The sequence below is a fragment of the Streptomyces sp. NPDC059564 genome, assembly GCF_042735575.1.
GTDB lineage: Bacteria > Actinomycetota > Actinomycetes > Streptomycetales > Streptomycetaceae > Streptomyces.
In genome coordinates this window covers 17575-39098 of sequence record NZ_JBHWBP010000037.1, presented here as the reverse complement: position 1 = coordinate 39098, position 21524 = coordinate 17575, and the positions used below count along the sequence as shown (strand labels likewise).

The 21524-nt window shown below is 71.9% G+C and carries 18 protein-coding genes; 9 read left to right on the top strand and 9 right to left on the bottom strand.

Annotated features, from left to right (window positions below; all coding sequences use genetic code 11):
• Positions 1–844, bottom strand: an 844-nt coding sequence (locus ACFV0Q_RS10160; RefSeq protein WP_385003381.1) for a diacylglycerol/lipid kinase family protein, incomplete at its 3' end; no start/stop codon positions are given.
• A 222-nt stretch (positions 845–1066) separates the two neighbouring features.
• The gene (locus ACFV0Q_RS10155; protein ID WP_385003378.1) at positions 1067–1447 is read right to left on the bottom strand and encodes a hypothetical protein; all 381 of its coding nucleotides are present in this window, start codon (positions 1445–1447) and stop codon (positions 1067–1069) included.
• A gap of 194 nt (positions 1448–1641) precedes the next feature.
• On the opposite strand from ACFV0Q_RS10155, the gene ACFV0Q_RS10150 reads away from it, so the two are divergent.
• Complete coding sequence (locus tag ACFV0Q_RS10150; RefSeq protein ID WP_385003375.1) at positions 1642–4185, top strand: DUF6185 family protein; 2544 nt, start codon at positions 1642–1644, stop codon at positions 4183–4185.
• Positions 4186–4207: 22 nt separating this feature from the next.
• Here the strand turns inward: ACFV0Q_RS10150 and ACFV0Q_RS10145 are convergent, their stop codons facing one another.
• Genes ACFV0Q_RS10145 through ACFV0Q_RS10135 form a run of 3 tightly spaced genes read right to left on the bottom strand, consistent with a single transcriptional unit; the run spans position 4208 to position 10199 of the window.
• Positions 4208–5923 (bottom strand): thiamine pyrophosphate-binding protein, encoded by a 1716-nt coding sequence (locus tag ACFV0Q_RS10145; protein WP_385003372.1) that lies wholly within the window; start codon positions 5921–5923, stop codon positions 4208–4210.
• Positions 5924–5944: 21 nt separating this feature from the next.
• Positions 5945–7324, bottom strand: a complete 1380-nt coding sequence (locus ACFV0Q_RS10140; protein ID WP_385003369.1) for a hypothetical protein — start codon at positions 7322–7324, stop codon at positions 5945–5947.
• A 13-nt stretch (positions 7325–7337) separates the two neighbouring features.
• The gene (locus tag ACFV0Q_RS10135; RefSeq protein ID WP_385003366.1) at positions 7338–10199 is read right to left on the bottom strand and encodes a peroxidase family protein; all 2862 of its coding nucleotides are present in this window, start codon (positions 10197–10199) and stop codon (positions 7338–7340) included.
• Positions 10200–10395: 196 nt separating this feature from the next.
• On the opposite strand from ACFV0Q_RS10135, the gene ACFV0Q_RS10130 reads away from it, so the two are divergent.
• Entirely contained in the window at positions 10396–11559 is a 1164-nt protein-coding gene (locus ACFV0Q_RS10130; protein ID WP_385003363.1) for a PP2C family protein-serine/threonine phosphatase, read from the top strand.
• Between the two features lie 348 nt (positions 11560–11907).
• Here the strand turns inward: ACFV0Q_RS10130 and ACFV0Q_RS10125 are convergent, their stop codons facing one another.
• Positions 11908–12312 carry an SsgA family sporulation/cell division regulator gene (locus tag ACFV0Q_RS10125; protein WP_385003360.1) on the bottom strand — a complete coding sequence of 135 codons (405 nt, stop codon included), beginning with the start codon at positions 12310–12312 and terminating at the stop codon, positions 11908–11910.
• 321 nt (positions 12313–12633) lie between these two features.
• On the opposite strand from ACFV0Q_RS10125, the gene ACFV0Q_RS10120 reads away from it, so the two are divergent.
• Positions 12634–13848 (top strand): SPFH domain-containing protein, encoded by a 1215-nt coding sequence (locus ACFV0Q_RS10120; protein ID WP_385003357.1) that lies wholly within the window; start codon positions 12634–12636, stop codon positions 13846–13848.
• Positions 13849–13903: 55 nt separating this feature from the next.
• Positions 13904–14842 (top strand): C40 family peptidase, encoded by a 939-nt coding sequence (locus ACFV0Q_RS10115; RefSeq protein ID WP_385003354.1) that lies wholly within the window; start codon positions 13904–13906, stop codon positions 14840–14842.
• 68 nt (positions 14843–14910) lie between these two features.
• Here ACFV0Q_RS10115 and ACFV0Q_RS10110 read toward each other — a convergent pair whose 3' ends face one another.
• Complete coding sequence (locus ACFV0Q_RS10110; RefSeq protein ID WP_385003351.1) at positions 14911–15846, bottom strand: hypothetical protein; 936 nt, start codon at positions 15844–15846, stop codon at positions 14911–14913.
• Positions 15847–15968: 122 nt separating this feature from the next.
• Between ACFV0Q_RS10110 and ACFV0Q_RS10105 the strand changes: the two genes are divergently transcribed.
• The 4 genes from ACFV0Q_RS10105 to ACFV0Q_RS10090 all read left to right on the top strand — a co-directional run bounded on the left by ACFV0Q_RS10105 (position 15969) and on the right by ACFV0Q_RS10090 (position 18615).
• Positions 15969–16643: a response regulator transcription factor gene (locus ACFV0Q_RS10105; RefSeq protein ID WP_385003349.1), complete on the top strand. Its 675-nt coding sequence runs from the start codon at positions 15969–15971 to the stop codon at positions 16641–16643.
• Between the two features lie 90 nt (positions 16644–16733).
• Positions 16734–17003 (top strand): hypothetical protein, encoded by a 270-nt coding sequence (locus ACFV0Q_RS10100; RefSeq protein WP_385003346.1) that lies wholly within the window; start codon positions 16734–16736, stop codon positions 17001–17003.
• 57 nt (positions 17004–17060) lie between these two features.
• A complete protein-coding gene (locus tag ACFV0Q_RS10095; protein ID WP_385003343.1) occupies positions 17061–18065 on the top strand; it encodes an alpha/beta hydrolase in 1005 nt (334 codons plus the stop codon).
• A 1-nt stretch (position 18066) separates the two neighbouring features.
• Positions 18067–18615, top strand: coding sequence for a GntR family transcriptional regulator (locus tag ACFV0Q_RS10090; RefSeq protein WP_385003340.1), 549 nt, complete (start codon positions 18067–18069; stop codon positions 18613–18615).
• Here the strand turns inward: ACFV0Q_RS10090 and ACFV0Q_RS10085 are convergent.
• Together ACFV0Q_RS10085 and ACFV0Q_RS10080 are read right to left on the bottom strand one after the other, a co-directional pair.
• The gene (locus ACFV0Q_RS10085) at positions 18529–19197 is read right to left on the bottom strand and encodes a response regulator (protein ID WP_385003337.1); all 669 of its coding nucleotides are present in this window, start codon (positions 19195–19197) and stop codon (positions 18529–18531) included. The two genes, ACFV0Q_RS10090 and ACFV0Q_RS10085, sit on opposite strands and share 87 nt — an antisense overlap.
• Positions 19194–20405 (bottom strand): sensor histidine kinase, encoded by a 1212-nt coding sequence (locus ACFV0Q_RS10080; protein ID WP_385003334.1) that lies wholly within the window; start codon positions 20403–20405, stop codon positions 19194–19196. The genes ACFV0Q_RS10085 and ACFV0Q_RS10080 overlap by 4 nt, the downstream gene beginning before the upstream one ends.
• A 334-nt stretch (positions 20406–20739) precedes the next feature.
• Between ACFV0Q_RS10080 and ACFV0Q_RS10075 the strand changes: the two genes are divergently transcribed.
• Positions 20740–21486, top strand: coding sequence for a response regulator transcription factor (locus ACFV0Q_RS10075; RefSeq protein WP_385003331.1), 747 nt, complete (start codon positions 20740–20742; stop codon positions 21484–21486).
• The last annotated feature ends 38 nt before the right edge of the window (positions 21487–21524 follow it).

Below are 21524 nucleotides of genomic sequence, written 5' to 3'. Positions count from 1 at the left end.
GCGCCTCGGCATCCCGGTAGTCCGGGCGCTGCACGATCTCCGCGTAGACACCGAACGAGGCCGTGTTGACGAAGGCGTGGCCGCCCACGAAGCCCAGATCGACCCGGAGTTCCTCCCCGTCGGCCAGCGCGTCCAGGCACCGGGCCGGGTCCTCGCGGTCCAGACCGAGATCCATGGCGAAGTGGTTCCTGGTGCCCGCGGAGACCACCAGGAACGGCAGATCGTGCTCGGCCGCCACCTCGGCCACCCGGGCCTGAGTGCCGTCGCCGCCCGCCACCCCGAGCAGGTCCGCGCCTTCTGCCACCGCCTGACGGGCGATCGAAGCGACGTCCGTCCCGACCGCCGGGTCCAGCAGCACGACCCGAGCGCCCAGCGCCTCGGCCTTCTCGACCAGGCCGAACCGGCCGACCTTGCCGCCGCCGGACTTCGGGTTCATGATCAGCACCGGCTGCCGGGGGAGGGAGCAGGCGACCGCCTCCATGCCCTGGGGCCGTCGCGCCCCGCGCAACGCCGCCCGCGCGCACACCACGGCGGCTCCCCACAGCGCGACGGCGGTCAGCGCCGCGGGCCACAGGTCCGCCCGGGCGTAGACGATCAGGACGGCCACCGGTGCGCCCACCATGACCAGTGCCCCGACCACCCGCACCGCCCCGTGGTGGGCCAGCATCCACCACGTACCCACGGCCGTGAGCGCCACGCCGACGACCCCGGCCACGAGGACGAGCAGACCGCCGCGCCCGCTCGCGGCCGCCAACGCCGCCACCGCGCCCAGCACGCAGGCCAGGGCCAGCCGGGCCCACAGCCGAGCGCGCGTCGGTGTGCCGGAAGGATGCGACAGTGCCATCGGCCTCACGTCCTCTGGCACGTCCTCATGCCATGGGTTCGCAGGGTGTTGCCGTACCGGCCATTCTCCCCCTTCGGGCGACTCCGGGGAGCGGACGGCTTCGGATCCTGGCCCGAGCGCCCTTCGGGCGGAGAGGCCGGGCTCACCAGCACGTCGAGGGATGTCTGGCGGCGCAGGTGCGGTGAGGCGTCCTCGCCGAGCAGGATCAGCCGTGCGGGCCGGTCAGCGCGACCCGCCGCGGCCCGGGCACAGGTCGAGCGGGTCGCACAGCATGACGACCTGGTACGGCCCGCCCTCGTCCACCGCGGCGCCGTGGGGCGCGAACCGCCACTGGGAGGGCGTGACGTGCCGCGTCCGGTCCCGCTTCTCCACGTGGGCGTGCAGGGTGCGCGCGGCGGGGTCGTTCGTCTCGACCATGACCTCGTCGGGGGCGAGCGGGAAGTGGTCGTGGAGCAGGCACAGGCCGAAGCGGTCCAGGTTCCCGTGCTTGTCGAGCACCTCGACGAGGTCCCGTACGAACGCCGCGTCCCAGGGCCCCAGCCCTTCGGCTTCCTCGAAGCGGGGGAGGGGCTTGCGCGCGGTGGATTCCTTGGGGTGGGTCATGGCACGTCCCGTGGAGTGTGGGCAGGACCCCCCGCTGCCATCGTCGGCCTCCGAGCGTTCCCCCGCAATCCGGTCGGCGGAGGCCGGGAGGGTGAGCGGGGTGCGGCGGCCGCGTGTCCGGGTGCGGCGGGGTGCGGTGCGTGTTAGAGGGTCTCAGGACGGGGTGCCGGAGGAGACGATGCGAACGGGGCGCGATGGTGCAAACCCGGTGGTGGAGCCTGATCCTACTGCTCACCGCAGCCATGGCGGCGTGGGGCGGGGCACAGCAGGCCCACGCTGTCGACGTCTGTGAGGCGGGGAGTCTGAAGGCCCACAACGTGAGTGCCAGGCTCGATTTCGACTACCACGACCGCAGCTACGCTCAGGTGATCTCGACCCTCACCGTCACCGTCTCGGCGAAGGAATGGCCCCGCGCCACGGATCTGGCCCTCAGCGAGAAGTCGGCTCTGTACCGGAAGGCGATGCGCTGCCTCCTCCGGGGGGATGAGAACGTCCCGCGCAATCGTGAGTGGCGCTTCCACGACCCGCGGGTGAGCGTCCGGGGCGACCTGGTCACCGTGAATTACGAGGCGACCGCATGGATCGAGCAGAACAGGCCTTTCCTGCTCGGTCCATGGCGGATCGACGTCAATAGGAAGGGCGACAACTGGAGCGTCTTCCTCCGGCCGCCGAACACGCTGAAGAATGCCAAGTGGGGCCAGGTCGAGGTCCAACTGGACGGGCTCGAAGCCACCAATGTCTTTCCTCCGCCTTCCTCTGCCGACCCGGAGCGCCTGGTGTGGTCCGAACCGGAACCCTTCGACGTTCGGGTCGACGTGGATCCCCCCTGGCAGCGCTCCTTCAACGTGGGCGAGCAGTGGTGGACCCTGGGCTGGGTGGGTGTCGCCACTTGGTGGGCGTTCACCTCGCTCGTGAGCGTGGTGGCCGTGCTCTATGCGTCGCCGAAGCAGCCCGGTGCATCCCGCTTCACCAGCCGCTTCCGGCACCCCGTGACCGGTCGGCTTTGCCGGGTGATCCTGTTGTGGGCCGTCCTCAGCACGGCGGTGGCGGCTGTCCTGCGCGTGCTGATCGTGGATCGGCCCCTGCCCGCCGGACCGTCCTGGCGCCACCTCGTCGCGATTGCGCTGGCCCTGGCCCTGGGCCTGGCCGCCCGTCCGTGGTGTCACGTCAGGTCTTCGTCTCCCCCCACCGCGCAGGAGACAGCAGCCGGCGTCGACATCGCGGAGGCCCAGCGACGCCGGGCCTGGGCGGTGAGCCTGATCGCCTCAGCCGTGGCGGTGTCCGGCTTCGTGTCGGTCGTGGCCCTTCCGGGCCGCATCGGGCTGACACTGCTGGCGCTGGGGACGCTGTGGTTGTGGCTCGCCGCGATGGCGGCATGGGCGTGGCGTTTCGTGCGGGAAGGGGCGATGGCCCGGCGTTCCTGGAACACGGCGTGGGACGAGGCGCCGATCCGTTCCACGGTGATTGCGACGGCCCTGCTCGCGGTGATGGCGGCGGCGCTGCTCACCTCCTTCTGGTGGACGCACGCGCGTTGGTGGAGTCGCGCCTACTGGCTCATCGACGAGTCCGAGACCGCCCGCGACCAGGCCTGGGTCGAGTTTCTCGCCCTGTTTCCCTACTCCGGCCTCACATGGGTCTACGCCTACGCGTGGCTGCTCACGGGCATCGCGCTCGTCGCGTTGCTGCAGATCCGCGTCAGAGACCGACAGGGTCGGCCCGAAGCGTGTGACGAAGGACCGCCGTTGGGGCCGGCCAGGGCCGATCTCCTGCTGACCGTCGCGGTCTTCGCCCTTTCCGTGGGGTTCCGGCAGGTCGATTTCGCGGGTTCCAACCTGCTGTTCGGCGTCTGGCTCCTGCTGATGATCGCCTCGCTGTACGCCGTGGTCACGGTCGGCCGGCGGTTTTCCGTCCTGGGTGGTACCGAAGAGGAGTTCCTCGTCCGAAGACTGGGCACCAAGCGGCGCCGGCACGTCTTGCTGAACAAGGCGCACGAGTTCCGCAACCTGCACCACAAGCTGTACGCGCTGGACCGTGGCCGGGCGGAAGACCTCTCACGCGAGGAGTTGGAAAAGAGGCTGGACGGGCTGTACCACTGGCTGTACGCCGGTCGGGGCAAGGAGCGTTCACCAGCCAAGATCTCCGTGCTGGACGCAGCCCTCAGCTGGGGGCCCGGCGAGGACTGGTGGGACAACGCCAGGAGTGCCGCGCGCCTGGCATTCTGCTTCGGGGTCCCGGCCAGTCTCGCCCTCGTCTGGCTGAGCTACCTCAAGGACGACCGGACCCAGATGGCCACGTTCCAGAGCCTCACAGGGCTGCCGGAGATCGCGGCGAAGTGCCTGGCGTGGCAAGTGGCATGGGCCGGAGGAGGCCTGGTCCTGGGGGCGCTGTGGCGGGTGCTCCCCGGACGCCGCAGTCCGGTGCGGGCGCTGAGCCTGACCGCCGCCTACGCCATCCCCGTCTGTGTGGGCGCCCTGGTCACCCAGATCACCGACACGGAACTCGGGTACGTCTTCCTGCACGTGGCGCTGATGCTCCTGGTCCTGACGCTCACGAGCATCTGCATGGACATGGAGACCTTCAGCGAGGAGAGGAGGTTCTGGCCCAGCGGCCTCGGCCTGCTGCTCTCGGTCTACCAGCTGCGGGGCCTGTCCGCGCAGGTCGCCTACCTCGCCGCCCAGCTGGCGATCGTCGTGGGCGTGTGGCACAGCCTGGCCGGCAGCGCCTCCGTGCCGAAGTAGGGCCCACCCAGGGCCCACCCCCTCAGTCCAACGCGTCCCGCAGGCGCTCCTCCACCGCCTCCACCAGCGCCGGGATCACCCCGTCCGGCGACGGGCTGTAGTGCGGCACCGCCCACCGCGTGATCCGGGCGTCGATCAGCGCGGGCCGGCCCGAGGCCAGGGCCGCGCGGAAGGCCTCCTCGAACTCGGACAGGGTCTCCACCTCGTAGCCCTGCGCCCCGCACGCGCGGGCGTACGCAGCGAAGTCGGGGTTGCGGAACTCGACCAGCGCGGACTCGCCGTACGTGACCAGCTGGAAGAGCTTGATCAGCTTGAACTGGCCGTCGTTGAAGATGACCCAGATGACCGGGATCTCGTTCTCCACGGCGGTCATCAGCTCGAAGCCGGACAGCGAGTAGCACCCGTCGCCGCAGCCGACGACCACCGTCCGCTCCGGATGGGCCACCTTCAGGCCGATGGCCCCGTTGACGTGTCCGGCCATCGGCCCGAAGGAGCCGGCCTTGCGGAAGTTCTGCCCCTCCTCCAGCTCCACGTAGTAGCCGAGCCACGCCAGATGGGCCCCCGCGTCGGCGAGCAGCACCCCTCGCGGCGGCAGCATCCGGCCGATCGACTGCGCGAGCTGCCCCGGGTGGATCCCTCCCGTCAGGTGGGTGATGTGCCGGGCCTCGTAGTCCCGCCCGTCGACCTCCACCGGCGGGACCTCGCCGACCCTCCGCTCCAGCGCGTCGGTCAGCGCGGCCACCGCCGGCCGCGCGTCGGACAGCAGCGCGTGGTCGGGCGGGTAGGCCTTGTGGAACTCGCCCTCGGAGATGTTCACATGGATGAGCAGCTTGTCCTCGAAGAGGTCCGGGCGGTAATTGAACGTCGCGTGCTGGTTGAGGGAGTTGCCGACGCACAGCACCACGTCCGCCTCGCGGAAGGCCTTCCACGCACTGGAGTGGCCGCTGTCCGCGAAGACGCCGACCGCGAGCGGATGCCCCTCGGAGACGATGCCCTTGCCGTCCAGGGTGGTGAGCAGCGGGATCCGGAAGCGTTCGATCAGCCGCTTGATCTCGGGTCCCGCCCCGCTGCGCACCGCGCCGAAGCCGACGAGCGCGACGATCCGCCGGCCCCGCGCGAGGGCGTCCGCCAGTACGTCCGCGATCTCCTCGACCCGCGCGGGATCGGGCAGCACCGGCGCCACGTCGAGCTTCACCGGCCGGAAGTTCCCTACCTCGACGCCCCGGTGGGTGAGGTTCTCGGGTACGTGGATGTGCACCGGTCCGGGCCTGCCCTCGAAGGCGGTGTTCACCGCCTCCTCCAGCACGTCGCAGGTGTCGGCTGCATCGGTGAGCAGGAAGGACTTCTTGGTCGTGGCGGCGAACATGGCCTGGGAGTCGGGCGTGCGGCTGCGCCCCGAGGTCTCGTTGAGCGAGCCCCATCCGCGCCATTCCATCGACGCGTACCCCGAGACGGCGAGGACGGGATAGGAGTCCGACATGGCCACGGCCAGCCCCGAGAACAGGTTGAACGCCCCCGGCCCGGCCGTCGCGAAGCAGAACCCCAGCCTGTTGGTGTACATGGCGTAGCCGCAGGCCATGAACGACGCGGCCTGCTCGTGGCGCGTGATGACGGGCCGGATCAGCCGCGAGTGCTTCAGCGCCAGCATCAGGCCGGCCGCGTTCTCCCCGGCACCGCCGAAGGCCGCCCGTACCCCGATGCCCTCCAGCCCCTTGACGATGGCCTCGTAGACCCTCATGGCCTCTCCCTTCCGGTAGGGCTACGTGTCCCAGTGCGCGGCGTGCCGACGGTGCGCCTCGGTCAGGCCGCCCCGGAAGAACCGGTCGTAGTACTCGGATTCGACGTGGTGCGTCTGCAGCCAGACGCCGGGCACGTGGATGGCGTCGGTGTGCGCGGGGAAGCGGCCGTGGGTCTCGTGGACGTACACGCAGATGTCCCGTGCGCAGTCGATGACCTGCCGGTCGTACTCGCTCGCCTCCGCGAGGTAGCGCTGCGCGTAGTCGTCCTTGTAGACGCGGGCGAAGAGCTCCTTGTCCGCGTAGACGCCGTCCTTGCCGAACTTGGACCGGACGACGGAGTCGACGGCCTCCGCCATCGACGGGTAGTGGGGCGGGCAGGCGGCCTTGATGAGGTGTTCGCCGCCGGCCCGCAGTCCCACCGGGTGGGCGCGCAGGGCCGCGTACTTCGGCAGCGGTACCTGCCAGCGGAGCACGTCGAGGGGGCGGAACTTCGGGGTGACGAAGTCGAAGCCCAGCATCCGGCCGTAGGCGCGGGAGAACTTGGGGTCGCCGAGCATGATCTGCGGGTTGATCGTGGCGTGGATCCAGGCGCCGAGCCCCATCGCGTCCGCGACCAGCATCATGTTCTGCAGCAGCAGATCGGCCTCGATCTGGGTGCGCATCGGCCCCAGGGCGCCGAGCGGCATCTTGATGCCGGGGTTGAGGAAACCGTTCTCGACCCACTTGCGCACCCCGGCCGGGCGGTAGAAGTTGCGGTCGTCGACGAGGGTGGGCCGGGCTCCGTCGGGCTGGGTGAGCAGGTACATCAGGGCGTTGACGTACTGGTGGGAGAGGTCGACCACCGGCAGGAACAGGGTGGTGCCCGGCAGGTTGGACAGGAACCGGTTGGAGTCGAGGTAGGCCGGGAAGTCGCGCATCCCCTCGGCGACGTCCAGCCGGTGGTCCAGTACCCGTACCTTGGCCCGGCGGGCCCGCTCGACCAGGGTGTCCGGGTCGAAGGGGCTCCCCGGGGCGGGCGGCAGTTTGCGCAAGTAGTACGTGCCACTGTCGTTGATCATGAAGAAGTGGGTGGCCTGCGCGTTGTCGGGGCTGCCGGCGGTCCGCCCGGTCATGTTCAGGTTCGGCTTCGCCATGATCGGTTTGTGGTCGCGCGGGTCCTCGAAGGGCCGGTCGGGCATGGTGAGCCCGGAGGAGCCGGTGAGGGCGATCAGCACCGCCTCCTCCAGCTCGTCCAGCGGCCGCGGCGGGTGCGGGGAGCTGTAGCTCATCGACCCGGCGGGTACGGAGGCTCCCCGGCTGACCCGGTGGGTGCGCCGGCCGAAGACCGTCTCCAGCAGCGGCCGGGCGAGCAGCTCTTCCAGGCCGGGGTGGCGGCGGCCGGGGCCTTCGGGTGCGGACATGGCCCCTCCCCGTTCAGCCGCGGCCGTCGTGGTTGCGGACCGGCTGGACCGGGCGCCAGGGCGCGAAGGCGCTCGCCCCACGCGGCAGGACGCCCGCCAGCTCGGGGCAGTGCCGCAGGATGACGCTCGTCATGCCGTTGCGGGCGACCCAGTCCATGCCGAGCGGCGTGTAGATCTCGGGCCGGAAGTCGACGGTGAGGAAGCGGTCGCTCTGCAGCCGCCGGCTCGCCATCAGGATGAAGACGCGGAAGGCGGTGTCGCTGAAGCCGAACCCCGCGGGCGGATTCTCGGCGAAGAGCCCCACCACCGTGTCGACGTCGTCCACCGAACGGTAGACGTCCCGCAGCCGCGCGACCGTGTCCGGATCCTGGGACAGGTCCTCGAACCGGCGGATCCGCGGCTTGTGCAGCCCGGCCCGGAAGTCGTTGTAGCGGGGGACGCCGCGGCGGCGGGTGCGCACCAGGTCGACCACGGACAGGTCGATCACCTCCCCGTCGCGCCGGAACGCCTGGAGCGAGCGCGGGAAGTTGTGCAGGGTGATGGCTCCCGGGTTGGCGATGCCCAGCGAGTACAGGGAGTCCACCAGGCCGGTCTTGCGGATGAGCGGCTCCGCCGCGGCGCCCTGGAGGTCGTCGAAGCCGAGGGTGTCGAGCCGGCGGCCGAAGCGGTGGTCGACGAACTCGTAGTCGTCGGGGATCAGCGGGTGCATCCGGTAGACGGTGACGAACTCCTCCGTGAGGGCGTACGGGGCCCCGTGGTGGTCGGGCAGGGTCCTGGGGATGCCGCCCTTGCCGTTCGCCTCCAGCAGCCAGACGCCCAGCTGGTCGAGCCAGTTCTTCGGCGGCCCCTCCCAGTTCGTCCGCATCCCGATGTCGAGCGTCTTGGTGGCCAGGATCGCGGGAGTCCACTCCACCGTGTGGATCTTGGCGATGAGGGCGGAGACGACCAGCCGCGCCGTGTGGTAGATCCGGTCCTCGTCCAGGTGCGGGTACTCGTTCCGCAAGGCTTCGCACACCGCGTTGTGCTCGCGGGCGAAGAGGGTGTGCACGGCGCTCAGGCCGAGCCACCAGTTGTCGCTGAACCCGGTGACCGGAAGGCCCTCCGCGCTCGTCGGCAGGTGCCCCCGCTCCAGCCGCAGCCCGGCGCCGCCGCCGGGCTCGCGCAGGGACGTGGCGACGGCCTGGTCGCCGCCGTACACCTCCGAACCGTCCCACCAGTGCGACACGCCGCCGGCGAACACGATCGGCGGCCGCCCGCTCCCGGCCGCGTCCAGCGGCTCGTCGTCACCGAAGCGCATCACCTTCTCGCGCGGTCCGCCCGGGGTGTTCTGCCAGTCGGTGCCGGGCGGCAGCGGCACCTCGACGCTCCTGGTGCCCACCGGGACCCGCTTGTGGTTGACCCAGTCGTGCACCTGGAACTGGATCCAGGCCGCGGCGATCACGTTCAGCGACTTCGCCGGGATGAAGGCCTCGCGCCGCAGCAGCTCCCTGCTCACGGTCACCGGGTTCGGGGTGTCGAACCGGTCCGGCCGGTACACCGGCGGCATGGAACGCCCGAAGGTCGCGCCGACGGCGCCCATCCGCGGCTGCGACAGGTCGTTGTGGCTGCCGTCGTAGCTGCGCCTGACCAGCAGCTCCTCGTCCACCGGCGGCTCCACCGGGCCCGCCTTGGGCGGCGCCTCGTGCACCTCGGTGTCGATCAGGTTGTGCCGGCGCAGCGTCTGCCGGAACGCCATCAGGTTCAGCAGTGCGACCGGGGTGGGCAGCCGGTGCCACGGGACGACCCGGTTCACGGAACGGAAGGCGGCCCGCAGCGGGGTCCCGAGCAGGGCGTTGCGGCGCGGCTCCACGGTCACGAAGCGGCGGCCCAGACGGTGCGCGCTGCTCGCCTCGTAGGCGAGCTTGCGGGCACGGTTGAGGTTCCCCAGCGGACGGAAGCCCTCCGCGGTGTGCCACGGGTTGAAGGCCAGCAGGTCGACCCGCGCCTCGGCGGCGCGCGCCTCGGCCGTGTGGACGTCCTGGCGCGGGACGGTCAGCGTGGCTACGGGCACCACGGGCGCGTCCCGCTCGCTCCACTCGGCCGCGCCGTCCTCGACCGGGGTGCGCCGCGGGTCCACGTAGCGCTGTACGCACAGCTCGAAGACGACGTCCCCGGCACCCAGTCTCTGTGCCAGCTCGCGCCGCAGGCCGTCGGGACCGGCCGGCGCCCCCGTCGGGGCCGGGACGGCGCCCGGAGCGGGCCGCAGCTGGTAGCGCACCGGCCCCGCGGCGCCCCACAGGATCGCGCCCCGGCTCCAGTACGTCTCCAGCGCCAGGCTGGACACGGTGCGCCTGGTCCCCGCGACGACGTTGCGCCGCATGCGGCCCGCCGTGGACCAGCCGACCGCCAGGGGCAGCTTGACGAACAGCGCGAACCCCTGTGCGGGCCGCGAATCGGCGCCCGCCATGGCCTTGGCGAAGGCCACGAACTCGCGCGCGTCGCGGGCGTGGGAGACCGGGAAGCTGGTCATCAGCAGATCGTGGGTCTCCTCGGGCCCCACCTCGACGCGCAGCGCCGCCCCGCGCAGATCGGGCGCGGAGTCGGGCCGGCGGACGCCGCTGGCGTTGGACAGCCGGACCGTCACCGGGTACTCGGCCCCGGGCCGGGCGAACCCGGTCCGCAGCTGCTCGGGCAGGTCGTCGCGGAACCGCAGGCGCCCGTTCTCCACGCCGAGGACCGCCTTGGCGTGGAAGGTCCGCTCCAGGGCGGCGGCGCCGCTGCGGCGCTTCACCTTGAGCTGTACGCGCAGGAGCTCCTTCGCCAGCCGCTCGAAGGCCAGCCGCTCGGTCTCCGGGCTGCCGCCGACGTATCGCTCGTACCGCTCGACCTCGTCCATGCGTGCCTCTTCACGAAGGGGGCTTCGGGGGCTTCCTTGCACTCCCCACGAGGTTTCCCTACGCGCGCGGCGGTGTCGTGCCGAGCGGGGCAGACGGGTTCCCGGCGTGGCCCCTTCGGGTGGCCCCGGCCCCACCCGCCGGCCCGCCGGGGACACAAAGTGGCGTCCGCGCGTCCGGGAGGGGCAGGCTGTACTCATGAGAGCGCCCTTGCGCTCGCCCCCGGGACCGGGAGCCGGCGGTCACCACCAGGTCCTCTTCGTCCTCGCGGAGTGCGTGCCCTTCGCGATCGCCCTGCTGGTGCTCCTGATCGAGCTCACGCCCGCGCACGTCCTCTACACGGGGCCCCTGCTGGTCGCGACACCCGCCCTGGCTGCGGTGACGACGGGACCCAGGGGCACGCTCGTGGCGGCGGGCCTGGCCGTCGTCGTCAGCGTGATCACCGCCACCCACAACCACGCCTGGGGCGGCCAACAGGTCTACACCAACCTCCTCGCCCTGTCCCTGGTCACGGCGGCGAGCTTCACGACGAGCCGCGCCGCCCGCACGCGCCGGGAGAGCCAGCTCAACCAGGTCCGCCGGATCGCCGCGGCCGCCCAGGAAGTCCTGCTGCGGCCGGTCCCGGACCGGCTGGGCCCCGTACGGGCGGCCAGCATGTACCTGGCGGCCGAGACGGGCGCGCAGATCGGCGGCGACCTGTACGACGCAGTCCAGACCCGGTACGGGGTCCGGATGATCATCGGGGACGTCCGGGGCAAGGGACTGCCCGCCGTACGGGCGGCGGCGGTCGTCCTCGGCGCCTTCCGGGAGTCCGTGCACTACGAGGACGACCTGGTGGAGGTCATCAACCACTGCGCGGCGGCCCTGCGGCGCGACGCCGCCCTCGCGAGCGCGAGCGGGAACGCGGAGACGGATCCGCCCGACGGCGCGGACGCCCTCCTGGAGGGCTTCGTCACCGCCCTCGTCGCCCAGATCCCCGACGGCCCCCACATCGAGATCGTCAACCGCGGCCACTGCCCACCGCTCCTGCTCCACGGGGGCACGGTCCGCCCCCTGGCGCCCAGCACCCCCCTGCCACCGCTCGGCCTGGAGGAATTCATCACCGGACCCCCCGTCCGGACGGAGAGCCACCCCTTCACCCCGGGCGACCGCCTCCTGCTGCACACCGACGGCGTCATCGAGGCCCGCGACCGGGACGGCACCTTCTTCGACCTGGCCGGCACCATGTCGGCCCTGCGCCACTACCCCCGCCACGCCTTCCTGGACGCCGTACGCCAAGCCCTCCTGCGCCACACCCACAGCCGCCTGTCGGACGACGTGGCGCTCATCCTGGTGGACCGCCGTGAACCCGAGGGCCGATGAGCGCCGTCAGCGGCCGATCAGCTTGTGCAGGCCCAGGGTGCCCGCCCCGAAGCCGGTCAGGGCGGCGGGCACGGCCCCGGCGGCATGGCCCGTGGACAGGGCGGTGAGGGCGCCGACGACCGTGCCGGTACGGGGGCGGGCTGCGGCACCGGCTGTTCTTCGTGCTCCTGGAAGAAGCCGAGCCGCTTCGGCGAGTTCGAGACGAGAAGATTCTTCGTCTGCTGGTGGTACAGCACTTGCACCCCTGCACTCCTGCACCCCCGCTGACCTGCGGCAACGGCGGTTCGGGCAGGCGATGGCAGTGCGTCGGACCGAGAATGGTCCGGACCGTGCTGCCTGGGAAGGGCGTCACGCGAGGAAGGGCCGCAGCTGCTCGTCCAGGTCGAAGTGATCCCCTTCGCTGCCGGCGGGCACGAGGTCGGTCATCCGTCGGCACCAGTCGTCGACGTCCTCCGCCTCCACTGACAGCGCACACCGTCCGGCGTCGGACCAGAGGCGGATCCAGATGCGCCCGCCGCCGGGCGTGCGTCGGGGCCAGACGTGCACGTCGCCCTCGCCGCACGGGCGATGGCGGCCGTGGAGCAGCAGATCGCGGGCGAAGATCCAGCGGATGCGCTCCCCGGGACCGGCCAGCACTTCCATCGACATTTCGAACGGGTGGTCGGCCCGGAACCCGAGCTTCGCCACGAGGGGGAACTCGCGGTCCGAGCCCTCCAGCGCGAAGGGCAGAACTGCCGTGATCCGTTGAGTCATTGTGTTCCTCCCGCCGCCAGCATGCCCGCGGGCGCCCTCCGGGTACGGGAAGGCTGAAGGTCCCTTCAGCGTGCGGTCGGGGCGGCCCGCCAGGCGCCGGCGAAGAGGACCAACGTCCCTTCCTTCAGGACCTTTGCGGGGGTGGGAGGCCGTGCGGCCGTATGAAGATCGATCCGTTCTTGATCATGTCGAACTTCTGGGGTGGCCATGTCGTACGCGCCGGGCGGAACCGGGGGGCGGACAGCTGGAGAGCCGGGTGTGCCGGAACCGGGCGGTGGGGGAGAACGAGAACGACAGGACCCCGTACCGGCACCGGAGCCGATGTCCGCCCCCGCCCCCGCACCGGTGTCCCCGACCGTGCCGGCGCCGCTCGTGCGTCCGTACCGGGGCCCCGTCGTGCTGGGACCGCTGTTCCGCGACGAGGAACCGGAGCCCGACACCCTGGAACAGCCCGCCCTGGGCAGTGCCCCGTGTCCGGAGCCGCCCCGGGACCGACAGGACCGGGGCCGCCACCCGCGTCCGGCGGGCTCGCCGAGGCCCGGACGTCCTCGGCCGGACGTCCCGACTCGCCCGGCCACCCGCCGGCCGCTCCCGTCCGTCCTCGATCCCGGACTCGCCGAACGCCCGGCCCGGGCCTGCTCCGGCTGGTGGGCCGTACTGACCCTGGTGCCGGCCGCTGCGGCGGCCGCCTGGCTGGTCCGGACCCGGGGGCTGCCCACCCGGACCGAGCCGGAGTCCTGGCCGACCGCGGCTGTGGCCGGATGCCTCCTCGCCGTTTTCCTCGCCACCGCCGGACTGCGGCGCGGCCGGGCCGGACACGCCCGCGTGCAGACCCTGTTCGGCCGCTACCGAGGCACGGTCCGCCGTACCGGTCTCCTGTGGTCCTCACCCTTCCCCCGGCATGCCCGGATCGACGTACGGCTGCGGCACTGGCGCAGCGAACCCCTGTCCGTGGTGGACGCCGAGGGCACCGCCCTGCACGCCGTGGTCCTGGTCGTGTGGCGGGTGAGGGACACCGCGCGGGCCCTCCTCGCCGTCGACGACCACCTCACCTACCTTCGGGAACAGGTCGAGTCGAGCGTCGCGCGCGTCTTCTCGCGGATGCCGGCCGACTCCTTCGACGAGTCCCTCCCCAGGGCCGCCGAGGCCGCCGAGGCCGCCGGGGCCACCGCGACGGCCGGGGCCACCGCGACCGGGAGCCTGCGCGACACGGAGGCGGTCGGCGACGAACTCACCCGTGTGCTGGCCGCAGAGTGCAGGGCCGTGGGCATCGAGGTCTTCTCCGCCCGCCCGCTGCGGATCGCGTACGCCCCGGAGGTGGCCGAGGCCATGCAGCGGCGCCGCGTCGCCGCGATCGACGCCCGCCACCGGGACTCCGTGCTCACCTCCGTCATCGACACCGTCGACGACGCCGTGCACCGCATGACGGACCGGGGCCTCGTCGGCCTCGACGACTACGAACGCAAGGCGCTGGTCAAGGACTTGACGGTCGCCTTCTACACGGCACGCGGCAACGCCGCGGACGCCGGCCGCTGAACGGCCCTTCCGCCCGTTCCGCGGCAGACCCTCCCCACCCCGAAAGGAAGCAGTCGTGCCTTTGCGCACCCCCGAATTCACCGAAGAGATCCCCGAACACTGCGACTGCGCGGCCTGCACCCGTGCGGTGTCCAGTGCGGCCGCCCCGACCGGACGGCATCGCTGCACCGTCCGCAGGGCCGTGGTCGCGGCGGTCGGCGCAGCGGTGCTGACCGGTACCGGAGCCGGTGCCGCCGCCGCCGAACCCGCGCCGAGCCACGCCGGCTGGGACGGCTCGAAGTACTGGTACCAGGACGACACCGGCAGGTGGCGCTGGACCTCGCACTACGACAAGTACCGTGCCAGGTCCGGGAAGACGGACGCCCGACGGAACAGCGGCGGGCAGCGGCAGGCCGGCGGTTCCGGCGGTTCCGGCGGTGCACGGACCTCGGAGCCGGTGTTCAGGGGCCGCCAGGGCTGGGATCCCGCCGATCGGGTGTACTGGTACGAGCGGAACGGGGCCTGGTGGTGGACCGGCCACAAGGACAAGTACGAGCGCTACACCGGCGGCGGCTCGGCACGACCGGCCGGTGACGGCGCTGGGCAGTCCGGGCACTCCGCGGGCTCGGGGGACTCCGGGACGCCCGTCCGGTACGGCACCGAGGGGGCCATCGCCTTCGCGATGAGCCACCTGGGCGACCCGTACGTCTGGGGTGGGAACGGGCCGCACGGCTGGGACTGTTCGGGCCTGGTGAAGGCCGCGTACCAGAGCGCCGGGATCGGTCTCCCCCGGGTCGCGGACGACCAGTACGGGGCCACCACCCCGATCTCGCGTTCCGAACTGCGCCGCGGCGACCTGGTGTTCTGGTCGGGCAACGGCCGGGCCTCCGGAATTCACCACGTCGCGATCTACCTGGGGGACGGCCGGTACCTGGAGGCCCCGCGGCCCGGCAGGAACGTCCGGATCTCCACGTTCGACCAGTACGAACCGAACCTGTACGGCCGGGTGCGCTAGAGGCCGTGAACCGATGAGCCGCCGATCGCGGCATGGCATCGGCGGCTCATCGGCAGGTGTGAGCGCGGCTACGGATCCGTTGGTGCCGGCGGTACGGCCGCTCCGCCGACCCGGCGGCGCTCGAGGCGCAGTGCCCACTTGGCGGCGTACCACAGCAAGACGGCGCCTGCCGCAAGGGAGATCCCGGCCAGGAGTCCGAGGGACTTCACCGTGACGATCCAGTCGCCGAGGTGCGGGACCTGGTACACCACTCGGGCGTACTCGCCCGCGCCGTCTGTCAGATCGATCCGCCACGGGTCCGCGCTGCCGTTCGCGTCGCCCTTCGTCGTCATGTGGACCGCGCCGCCGAGGCCATGGGTGATCCCGGCGATCCGGTGAACCGTCGGGAGTCCGTCGCTAGGGGTCCACGGTTCGGGCGGCATGAGCACGATGACCTGGCCCGCCGCCATCTCCCGGGTGGGCACCGGCTCGGTGATGACGAGCGTGCCCTTCGCGATGCCGGGTTCCATGGACCCGGTCAGGATCGGCACGTAGCGGTATTCCTTGGCGCAGTACGCCCAGAAGCTTCCCCCGACATTCGAGAGGTCGACGTGGCCCTTGACGAACTCGGCCAGGGAGTGCTTGACCGTCGTGGGGAGGATGCCGTGACCGCCCGTCACCTCGATGTCGATCACCTCCGCGAGCGCCTTGGCCTCTTCACGGTCCGGGATGCTGGTCTTCAGGACGATGCTGTTGATGTCCGTGTTGCCCTTGTTGGAGAGCGTCACCGACTGCGGCGCGGTCATGTCGCCGGCCTTCATGTCTTTGGCGGGCAGGCCCTTGAGGTGAGCGGTCTTCTGCCCGTTGGCGTAGAACTCGACTTTCTCGGTCTTGTGCGACGAGAACCGGCCGGAGAAGACATCGGCCTCCGACCGCAGGGTCGCGTAACCGCCGGCCGTAGCCAGACCGAGGCCCAGCAGGGCGGCCGCACGGGCAATGGAAGCGAACGTCCTGTGGATTCGCACAGGTTGACCGGGCTCTCGGTCCGAGCGGAGGAAATCGGCCGACGCGTGGACGGAAGGAGGCCAAGCTGAATTCTGGCTCAGGGATTTCCGTTGCCCGGAACGGCTGTCTGCATGCTGAGCCCATGCAGCTGCTTCTGATCGAGGACAGTGCCCGATTCGCCGACGCCCTGCGGTCGAAACTCGTGGCCGAGGGGATCCGCACGGAATGGGCCTCCAGCGGCCATGCGGGACTGCGGCGGGCCCTTGAGGGTGATCACGACGTGATCGTGCTCGACGTGCTGCTGGCCGGTATGAACGGCTACGAGGTGTGCTTCCGGCTCCGTGCCGCGGGTCAGACCACCCCCATCCTGATCCTCACCACCAAGGACGGCGAATACGACATCGCCGAAGGGCTGGAGGCCGGCGCCGACGACTACCTGGTCAAACCCTCCTCCTTCCTGGTGCTCGTCGCCCGTCTGCGGGCACTCGTGCGCCGCTCCGGACGGAATGCGGGCACCGAATGGACCGTAGGTGATCTGAGGGTGGACCCCGTCGCCATGCGCGTCTGGCGCGGAGAGAGCGAGATCGGACTGACAGCCAAGGAATTCAGCGTCCTGGCGTGTCTCGCCGATCAGGTCGAACAGGTCGTGAGTAAACAGGAAATCGTCACGAGGGTCTGGGAAGCGCCCTCGGCACGTGAGCTCAACGTGGTGGAGGTGTACGTCAGTTCCCTCCGGCGGAAGATAGACGTTCCCTTCGGCCGCTCCAGCATCGTCACCGTGCGCGGCGCCGGATACAAGCTGGTCAAAGATCTTTAGCTGAAGGTCTCTTCAGCCGGCCGCCCGTCAGGCCCTCCGTAGAGGCATATTCGGGACGCACACTACCGAACCGCAGCAAAGGGAACTCCCGTGGTGTCTCGCTCCTCCCCGTCCGGAGGCCGTCCGGCCGTGTCCGCCGCGGAGGCGGCACGCGCCTTCGCGCTCGGCCGCGTCCTGGCGGCTCCGTCCGCATGCGGCCGGCCGTCCCGGCAGACCACCGGCCTCCCCCACGCCGGTGATGACGCGGCCCGGCCCCTCGGGTACGCGCGGCTCCCGCACGCCCGTCCGAGCTCCATGGCGGCCGCCGCCACGGGGTGGGACGACATGCACCGGACGCCGCCGGCGGACACCCCCGCCTGACTCCCGGGCCGCCGCCGGGCGGCGCCCCGGTTCCCCACCCTCCCCGAAAGGACTCCGATGGTTCACGCCTACGACAGGGAACTCGCGGCCTGGGCCGCGATGCTCCCGCCGGTCGACCACAGCGACCCCGACAGCGCCCGGGAGCAGGTGCGCCAGGCCCAGTACCAACAGCCTTTGCGGTCCGTTCCCGAGGACCTGTGGATCGCGGAGGTCGACGTACCGGGTCCCGTCGGCGCCCCCGCCGTTCCCGTCCGCGTGTACGCACCCGTCCGCCCCGCGGATCCGTGGGCGTCCTCGCCGGCCGTCCTCTACTTCCACGGCGGCGGCTTCGTCACCGGCGACCTGGAGAGCGGCCACGACGAATGCGTCTGGACCGCCACCGCGCTCGGCGCCGTCGTCGTGAACGTCGGCTACCGGCTCGCTCCGCAGCACCCTTATCCCCACGCCCTCATGGACGCGCACGCCGTCCTGTACTGGCTTTCCGCCCAGAGTGAGTCGCTGGGCGTCGACCCCAACCGGATCGCCGTCGTGGGCGAGGACGCCGGCGCGGGCATCGCGGCGGCCCTGTGCCTGCTCGCCCGCGAGCGCACGGGTGTACGCCCCTGCTTCCAGCTACTGGCCGACCCCCTGCTGGACGACCGGCTCACGTCCCCTTCCGCCCGGCAGTTCACGGACACGCCGGTGCTCGACCGCGTCCAGACGGCGAACATGTGGTTCCACTACATGGGCGCGGCCGCGGGCGGTCCCGACGTCTCGCCGTACGCCGCACCGGGCCGCGCCGATGACCTGGCCGGGCTGCCGCCGGCCCACGTGTCCGTGTGCGAGTTCGACCCGGCCCGGGACGAGGGCCTCGCCTACGCCGAGCGGCTGATCCGGGCCGGGGTGCCGACCGAGCTCCACCACTACCCCGGAACGTTCCACAGCTGCGCCTCCGTTCCCGGGGCCGAGATCGCCCTGCGGATGCGGGAGGACCGCATCCGCGCGCTCCGCCGCGCGCTGTGCGCCCCGCCGCTGCAGCCCGTCCCGGTCCCGGAACCACCCGTACCGCACACCTCCCTCTGAGATGAACGCACCACACGACGACGGACGGCAGCGGTCGCGACGACCCCGGTACCAGCTCGTGGCGGACGAGCTGATGCGCCGCTTCGGAGGTTCCGGGGCCGGCGGCCTCGCGGAGGTTCCGTCGGCCGCCCGGATCGCCCAGGAGTACCGTGTCCCGCTCCCCACCGCCCAGTTCGTCCGCCGGGCCCTGTGCACGCGGCTGCGGGCCGAGGGGTCCCCGCACGGCGTGCCGATGGCGCCGGACGCGCTGACCGTCCCCGAGCGCGTCGCCGGCCTGTTGCGCAGCCGCATCCTGAACGGAACCCTCACCGGACGCCTGCCCATCCGGCCGGTCCTCGCCAAGGAGTACCGGGTCAGCGTCGACACGGTCAGCAAGGCCGTCCGGCTCCTGGCCGAGGAGGGGCTGCTCTTCGGGGCGGCCCGGCGCGGCACGTACGTCCTCGGCCTGCGACCGCCGGCCCCGTCAGCCCCCGCCGGTCAGGCCCCCCTGATGGGCCAGGATCGCGGCCTGGGTGCGGTTGTCGACCTCCAGTACGGACATGAGCCGTGACACGTAGGCCTTGACCGTCCCCTCGGACAGGTGCATCGAGCGGGCGATCCCGGCATTGGACAGACCCGCGCCCAGATGGCGCAGGAGCTCCCGCTGCTGCTCGTTCAGAGAGGCCAGCCGCCGGCGCAGGTCGGGAGAGGCGGCCGGACGGCTCGCGGCTCCCCGCCCGGCACCCGACAGGGCCAGCCTCGCGGCGGGGCCCGGAGCGAGCGCCGCGGCGCCGGAGGCCACCAGCCGCACGGCGGCGACGACCTGCTCGGGCGGCGCGTCCTTCAGCAGATAGCCCGTGGCTCCCGCGGAGAGGGCGTGTGCGATGCCGTCCTCGGTGTCGAAGGTGGTCAGCACCAGGACCGCGGGCGGCTCGGGCAGCTCCATGAGGCCGCGGGTCGCCTCGATGCCGTCCATGCCCGGCATGCGCAGGTCGGTCAGCACGATGTCGGGCCGGCCTTCGCGGGCCCGCTCCAGCACCTGGGCGCCATTGCACGCCTCATCTATGACAACGATGTCGTCCTGGCTTTCCAGCAGCGTGCGCAGAGCGAAGCGCATCAGGGGTTCATCGTCCGCCACGAGCACGCGGATCACGATGCGCATCCCTCGTTCAGGGCCCGGCCGGTACGGGCCGGCAGGGCGCGGGTGTCGTCCGCGACGGGCAGCGTCACGGAGACCCGCCACCCGCCGTCCGAGGTGGGCCCGGCGTCGAACGTGCCGTGCAGGAGGGAGACCCGTTCCCGCAGTCCGGTCATGCCGAAGCCCGCCCCGGCCCCGGGGGCCCCCGTTCGGCCCCCCGCGGGCGCGGGCGCATTGGTCACGCACACCGACAGGGTCGACTCCTCACGGTGGACCCGGACGACCGTACGGGCCCCGGCCGCGTGCTTGACGGCGTTGGTCAGCGCCTCCTGGACCGTCCGGTAGGCCGTCAGCGCGGCCTCCGGGGGGACCGGGACCAGCGGCGCGGCCGTGTACTCGACCGGGAGACCGGCCGACCGGGCCTCCTCGGCCAGGGCGTCGAGGTCGCTCAGCCGGCGTCCGGCCACCACCGAGCCCTCACCGTCCCTGAGCGCGCCCAGGACTTGCCGCAGATCGCGCATGGCCGCCCGCGCCGTGTCGCCCATGGCCCGGGCGAGCCGCCCGCCTTCGGGCCGGGAGCCACCCGCGGCCTCGATGGCGCCGGCGTGCATGGCCATGAGTGCGATGCGGTGGCCCAGCACGTCGTGCATCTCCCGGGCGAGCCGAAGCCGTTCCTCGGTGCGCGTCCGCTCGGTCCCCCGCTCCCGTTCCTCGCGCAGGGCCACGAGGTTGCGGTCGTAAGCCCGGGCCCCCAGGCCGAAGACCACCGGGAAGGCGCCGTAGAGGGCGGCACAGGCGAACTGGCCCACGAGGGTGATGCCGGCGTGGCCGGGCAGCAGGGCCTTGAGGAACGTGAAGCCGGCCCAGGCGAGGCCGATCACGACGGTCCGGTGGCGGCTCTGGTCCCGGGCCAGGCAGTAGAGGGCGAGGAAGACCGGGACCCGGGACCCGTCGACGGCCAGACCTACCGCGGCGAGCAGGGCGACCGGCAGCGGCGCCTGCCGGCGCCGCAGGAAGCCGGCCGAGACGAGGACGGCGACCGTGGTGCTGGGCAGGGCCGCGCCGACCAGTCCCGTGTCCGGATCCAGGGCCCCGGCCAGCGAACCGGCCGCCACGACGGTGGAGATCAGCAGGTCGCTCCACAGCAGCCCGGTCCGGCCGACGGGTTGCGCGAGTTTGGCGTACCAGCGTTCGAATGCGTCCGGAGAGGCTAGGGCGGTCACGACATTCCTTGATCGGTTCGCTGGGTTCCAGTTCCACCAGAAGAGGGGCAGACGTTACCAGAAAGGACTAGACCACCGGATTGTGTGCGCCGCGTATGTACGTCACGCCACGGGAAATGCCACCCTCCGGCATTCACTTTCGTCGACACCGTTCGGGACCGCCGCGGACCGGGGCGAGGAAAGTGAACGACACCGCCTCCGTATTCACCCAAGGGCCAGAAAGGGCGGCCGAAAGCGCCCGATCCGGCGGGCACGGACCGGGCGGGCGGCCGTCCCGGTCTAGCTTGTTCCCCCGACAAGGCGATGAAAGCCCACTCTCCCCGAAGGAAAATCCGTGCGCCTGCTCCTCATCGAAAGCAGTGTCCGTTCCGCGAATGCGCTGCGGCAGGGGCTGACAGCCGAGGGGTTCCACACGGAGTGGGCCCCCGACGGGCACTCGGGCCTGCGCAGGGCGCTCCACGGGGACCACGACGTCATCGTGCTCGACATCCTGCTCGCGGGACTGAACGGCTACGACGTGTGCTCGCGGATCCGTGCCGCGGGCCGGACGACCCCCATCCTGATCCTCACGGCCAAGGGCGGCGAGCACGACATCGCCGAAGGCCTGGAGCGCGGCGCCGACGACTACCTGGTGAAGCCGTTCGGGTTCGTGGTGCTCGTCGCCCGGCTCCGGGCCCTGCTGCGCCGGGGAGGCCGGCCCGGCCCGGCGGAGTGGCAGGTCGGCGATCTCCGGGTGGACCCGGTCTCCATGACGGCGTGGCGGGGAGGGACGGCGATCGAGCTGACCGCTAAGGAGTTCAGTGTGCTCGCGTGCCTGACCCGTCAGGCCGAGCGGGTCGTCACCAAGCCCGAGATCATGGAGCGGGTCTGGGAGAAGGGGGCGTCACGGCAGGCGAACCTCCTGGAGGTCCACATCAGCGCCCTGCGCCGGAAGATCGACAGACCCTTCCGGCGTTCGAGCATCGTCACGGTGCGGGGAGCGGGCTACAAGTTCGTCGCCGGTGGCGGGCCGTCCCCCGACGCCCGCCCGGCCACCACCGCTGCCGATTCCCCGCCCGGAGCGTCGACTCCAGGTCCGTGACCGGTCCGGACCCAGGCTGGTTCGGGGCTTCCGAGGGG

What these genes read in the sequence shown, in the direction of transcription:
- ACFV0Q_RS10155 (WP_385003378.1), bottom strand. Translation starts at nt 1,447, where the DNA reads ATGACCCACCCCAAGGAATCCACCGCGCGCAAGCCCCTCCCCCGCTTC.
- ACFV0Q_RS10150 (WP_385003375.1), top strand. Translation starts at nt 1,642, where the DNA reads ATGGTGCAAACCCGGTGGTGGAGCCTGATCCTACTGCTCACCGCAGCC.
- ACFV0Q_RS10145 (WP_385003372.1), bottom strand. Translation starts at nt 5,923, where the DNA reads ATGAGGGTCTACGAGGCCATCGTCAAGGGGCTGGAGGGCATCGGGGTA.
- ACFV0Q_RS10140 (WP_385003369.1), bottom strand. Translation starts at nt 7,324, where the DNA reads ATGTCCGCACCCGAAGGCCCCGGCCGCCGCCACCCCGGCCTGGAAGAG.
- ACFV0Q_RS10135 (WP_385003366.1), bottom strand. Translation starts at nt 10,199, where the DNA reads ATGGACGAGGTCGAGCGGTACGAGCGATACGTCGGCGGCAGCCCGGAG.
- ACFV0Q_RS10130 (WP_385003363.1), top strand. Translation starts at nt 10,396, where the DNA reads ATGAGAGCGCCCTTGCGCTCGCCCCCGGGACCGGGAGCCGGCGGTCAC.
- ACFV0Q_RS10125 (WP_385003360.1), bottom strand. Translation starts at nt 12,312, where the DNA reads ATGACTCAACGGATCACGGCAGTTCTGCCCTTCGCGCTGGAGGGCTCG.
- ACFV0Q_RS10120 (WP_385003357.1), top strand. Translation starts at nt 12,634, where the DNA reads ATGTCCGCCCCCGCCCCCGCACCGGTGTCCCCGACCGTGCCGGCGCCG.
- ACFV0Q_RS10105 (WP_385003349.1), top strand. Translation starts at nt 15,969, where the DNA reads ATGCAGCTGCTTCTGATCGAGGACAGTGCCCGATTCGCCGACGCCCTG.
- ACFV0Q_RS10095 (WP_385003343.1), top strand. Translation starts at nt 17,061, where the DNA reads ATGGTTCACGCCTACGACAGGGAACTCGCGGCCTGGGCCGCGATGCTC.
- ACFV0Q_RS10090 (WP_385003340.1), top strand. Translation starts at nt 18,067, where the DNA reads ATGAACGCACCACACGACGACGGACGGCAGCGGTCGCGACGACCCCGG.